The organism is Yersinia sp. 1252 StPb PI (assembly GCF_048593885.1).
GTDB classification, from domain to species: Bacteria; Pseudomonadota; Gammaproteobacteria; order Enterobacterales; family Enterobacteriaceae; genus Yersinia; species Yersinia enterocolitica_E.
This window is the reverse complement of record NZ_JAZGQE010000281.1, coordinates 1-3,770: the sequence shown is the minus strand read 5'-3', so window position 1 is coordinate 3,770 and position 3,770 is coordinate 1. Positions and strand designations below refer to the sequence as shown.

Sequence of the window (3,770 nt, the reverse complement as noted above, 5' to 3'; positions counted from 1 at the left end):
CTATTCAATAGGGCAAATAGCGCCCTGTTATCCCCCGTTATTCCAGCCATCATAAATTCCATTTTATGTGTAAACTTTTCAATTCTCTGGCCGATAACCCCTGTAACGACACTTGAATATTAAGGATTAGACATGGCAAGTATCAGTTCTCTGGGTATCGGTTCAAATTTGGAGCTAGGCACTTTACTGGATAAATTAAGTGCCGGGGAACAAACCCGCTTAACTCCGCTAACCAACCAGCAGACCAGTTATAAAGGCAAGCTTACTGCCTATGGCGTGTTACAAAGCGCTCTGGCTAAAGTCGAAACGGCATCTGCAGCACTAAAAAAAGCCGATACCCTAGCTACGACCTCTGTTAACAGCACCAATACCGCTTTTGCCGCTACTACCAGCAGTGGTGCGACGGCAGGTAATTACACGATTGAAGTGACTAATCTGGCTAAAGCGCAATCATTACTCTCTTCTGATGTGCCGAACGCCACAGATAAACTGGGTAATAGTAACGACAGCCGGACAATTACTATCACTCAACCCGGTCAAACAAAACCACTGGAAGTAAAACTGACCAGTGAGCAGACCTCGTTGACCGGTATTCGCGATGCGATTAATAAACAAGAAGGTAGTGTCAGCGCCAGTATCATGAAAGCGGATGATGATACTTACTATCTCGCATTAACTTCCAAGGAAACAGGGACGAAGTCAGAAATGACAGTCAGTGTTTCTGGTGATGACACTTTAAACAACTTTTTGAACTACACCCCAAGCACCACCGGTGGTAGTGGCGCTTTAACGCAAAAAGTAAAAGCTGAAGATGCAACACTGACAGTAAATGGCGTATCCATTACCCGTCAAAGCAATACCATTACTGATGCACCACAAGGCGTTACACTCAGCCTGAAAGCCTTAACAAAAAAAGATGAACCTGAGCAACTGACAATTACACGTGACTCCACCGCGACCAAAGCTGCGATTCAAACATTTGTCGATGCGTATAATTCATTACAAACCACGTTTGCTTCTTTAACCAAATATACTGCGGTTGAAGCGGGTAAGGATCAATCAACCAGTAATGGCGCATTAGTTGGCGATGGCACATTGCGCAGCATCCAAACGCAATTGAAGAGCCAATTAGCCTCTGCCCAGGCCGGTGATGTGAAAACCCTGGCAGCGATGGGTATTACTCAAGATCTTGATGGAAAATTAGTCATTGATTCGAAGAAACTTGATAAAGCACTGACTGACCAGCCGAATAACGTAACAGCATTTTTTGTCGGCGATGGCAAAACCACCGGTTTCGCCACTCAGATGGATAACCTGCTAAATACCGCACTGGATTCCACCAAAGGCTCATTAAAGACAGCCACTGATGGTATTAACAAGACATTAAAATCATTAGAGAAACAGGTTACCTCAACCACTGATAGCATTAATGCCACCATTGAACGCTATAAGGCACAATTTACCCAGTTGGACAAATTGGTGAGTTCATTAACCAATACCGGTAATTTCTTAACTCAACAATTCTCTTCATAAAGGATAGAGCATGTACAGCCGATCAGGGGTTCAAGCTTACGCAAACGTAGGAGTCGAAAGTGGTGTAATGAGTGCCAGCCCTCATCAATTGATCGTGATGCTCTTCGACGGGGCGCAAAGCGCCCTGGTTCGTGCTCGCATCTTGATGAGTCAGGGAGATATTCCGGCCAAAGGTGCTGCACTGTCAAAAGCCATTAATATTATTGATAATGGGCTGAGTGCAGGACTGGATATGGAAAAAGGCGGTGAGCTGGCACAGAATTTGTCAGCTTTATATGACTATATGTCGCGGCGCTTGCTGCATGCCAATTTGCATAATGACGAACAGGCAATTAATGAAGTGTCTGCTTTGCTCGAAAATATTGCAGACGCCTGGCGGCAGATCGGCCCCAATTATCAACCTGATTAGGACCCCATTTAATGGAACGTCACCAGCACCTTTTGTCCGAATATCAACAAATCCTGACACTCAGTGAGCAAATGCTTGCATTGGCAACTGAGGGGAATTGGGATGCGCTGGTTGATCTCGAAATGACTTACCTTAAAGCGGTAGAAAGCACGGCAAACGTCACTATATCCTCATGCTCATCTCAGGTGTTGCAGGAGCTGTTACGTGAGAAATTGAGAGCTATTTTGGAAAATGAAATAGAAATTAAACGTCTATTACAGTTACGCCTGGATGCACTCAGTGAATTAGTCGGGCAATCAACCCGACAGCAAGCTGTTAATAATACTTATGGTCAATTCCCTGATCATGCATTGCTGCTGGGTGAAACACAGTAGCGGTCAGTTACCGAAAACGATTACACCTTTTGTTGTAAAGAAATTACATGTCACTGCAATTATTAACATGCCAATTAATTTTTATTGTCATTGTTTTTAACATGGAATTATATTGACAGTAACAATCACTCATATCGAGCTGGCTATTATTCTCACCCTTAATATTTTTCGCTAAAATAGCCAGTTACTGTAAATTTTCTATTAAAATGAGTTGCTACTCTGTCACTCAAAGCGTAAAGATATTCTCAGGCTAAAATTGTGAAATGAATATCGATGGAACGTACAATTAATTTTTGCCCCGGTGTGGGTAGCTCGGCACATGTTATTCAACACACAGAGCTGCTACTCACCTCCGTCTATATTGAGCATCCATTGCTCATTATGGTTAACCGTGGGTACAAAATCATTCGCTGGGATAATCAGGAATGTATTATACAGGCCGGTGAAATAGTCGCGGTGAGTAGTGGCCAAACAGTTGATGTAATAAATGGCTTATCTGACGACGGACTATTTTTTAGCCACCAACTTCGCTGTGATCCCCGTTTGATTGCCACCTTTGCCAATCATCCAGCATCCGCTGGTCTTGGGTATGTTCCCGGCGTTATGCCGGTACGTAATTTAGCACCTGAATTCATCAATACATTCGGCAATACGTTTAAAGCAATATCTGACATTGGTGATATTCCGCCAACTATCGTCAGACACCGCATGCTTGAATTGTTACTTTGGTTGGCTCAGCGTGGCGTTAAATTTATATTAAATGAAAGTGATTCGTTAAGTGAGAGAGTGCGCCGTTGTTTGGCGACTGATCCATACAAAATATGGTCGGCATCACAAGTTGCAGACCATATGGCGATGAGCGAAGTTGTATTACGCCGAAAATTAGCTGCCGAAAAAATACTATTACGTGACTTAATGATTGATGTCCGCATGACCAGTGCATTGCGTTTATTGCAAGGTACTGATTGGCCAATATCATTAATAGCCAGCCAAGTGGGCTACGAGAGTGCATCACGTTTTGCTGAACGTTTTCGCAAACGTTTTGGTTTTGCACCCACCGCCATCCGTGGGCACCATCGCTTACATCCGACAGATAATGATCCACCCCCTGATAACTATCACCGCTATTTAGACCTGCATGCGTCTGATTTAGGGCCAATATGAACCTATTGAGATGATACTTTTAATAATTCCCGATATGGCCTGTTTAATGCCGGTCAGTAAATCCGCTGCATCCCATTCGACTCATCAAGTCCTTTTAACCGCCTAAAAATCGGGCTGCTAAATACTGCTTTTAGATATTCTGCACGTTAAAACATTTTTTTTCTGACTGTGATTGGTTTTTTCATCCAACAATTCCAATGCAATATAAAACAAAGCTTTTACAATCATGTAATTACATACAACCTACTGAAAGATAGGGGAATATGCTGATTATGTCAGTACATTCTATG

At 43.0% G+C, this 3,770-nt stretch carries 4 protein-coding genes; all 4 read left to right on the top strand.

Annotated features, from left to right (window positions below):
• Positions 1-132 precede the first annotated feature (132 nt).
• Positions 133-1,533 (top strand): flagellar filament capping protein FliD, encoded by a 1,401-nt coding sequence (gene fliD / locus V2A85_RS22560; RefSeq protein ID WP_372558748.1) that lies wholly within the window; start codon positions 133-135, stop codon positions 1,531-1,533.
• Positions 1,534-1,543: 10 nt separating this feature from the next.
• The gene (gene fliS / locus V2A85_RS22555) at positions 1,544-1,942 is read left to right on the top strand and encodes a flagellar export chaperone FliS (protein WP_050084339.1); all 399 of its coding nucleotides are present in this window, start codon (positions 1,544-1,546) and stop codon (positions 1,940-1,942) included.
• 11 nt (positions 1,943-1,953) lie between these two features.
• Positions 1,954-2,316 (top strand): flagella biosynthesis regulatory protein FliT, encoded by a 363-nt coding sequence (gene fliT, locus V2A85_RS22550; RefSeq protein ID WP_050084340.1) that lies wholly within the window; start codon positions 1,954-1,956, stop codon positions 2,314-2,316.
• Between the two features lie 273 nt (positions 2,317-2,589).
• Positions 2,590-3,480, top strand: a complete 891-nt coding sequence (locus tag V2A85_RS22545) for a helix-turn-helix transcriptional regulator (protein WP_372558747.1) — start codon at positions 2,590-2,592, stop codon at positions 3,478-3,480.
• Positions 3,481-3,770: the final 290 nt, after the last annotated feature.

What these genes read in the sequence shown, in the direction of transcription:
- V2A85_RS22545 (WP_372558747.1), top strand. Translation starts at nt 2,590, where the DNA reads ATGGAACGTACAATTAATTTTTGCCCCGGTGTGGGTAGCTCGGCACAT.
- fliD (WP_372558748.1), top strand. Translation starts at nt 133, where the DNA reads ATGGCAAGTATCAGTTCTCTGGGTATCGGTTCAAATTTGGAGCTAGGC.
- fliT (WP_050084340.1), top strand. Translation starts at nt 1,954, where the DNA reads ATGGAACGTCACCAGCACCTTTTGTCCGAATATCAACAAATCCTGACA.
- fliS (WP_050084339.1), top strand. Translation starts at nt 1,544, where the DNA reads ATGTACAGCCGATCAGGGGTTCAAGCTTACGCAAACGTAGGAGTCGAA.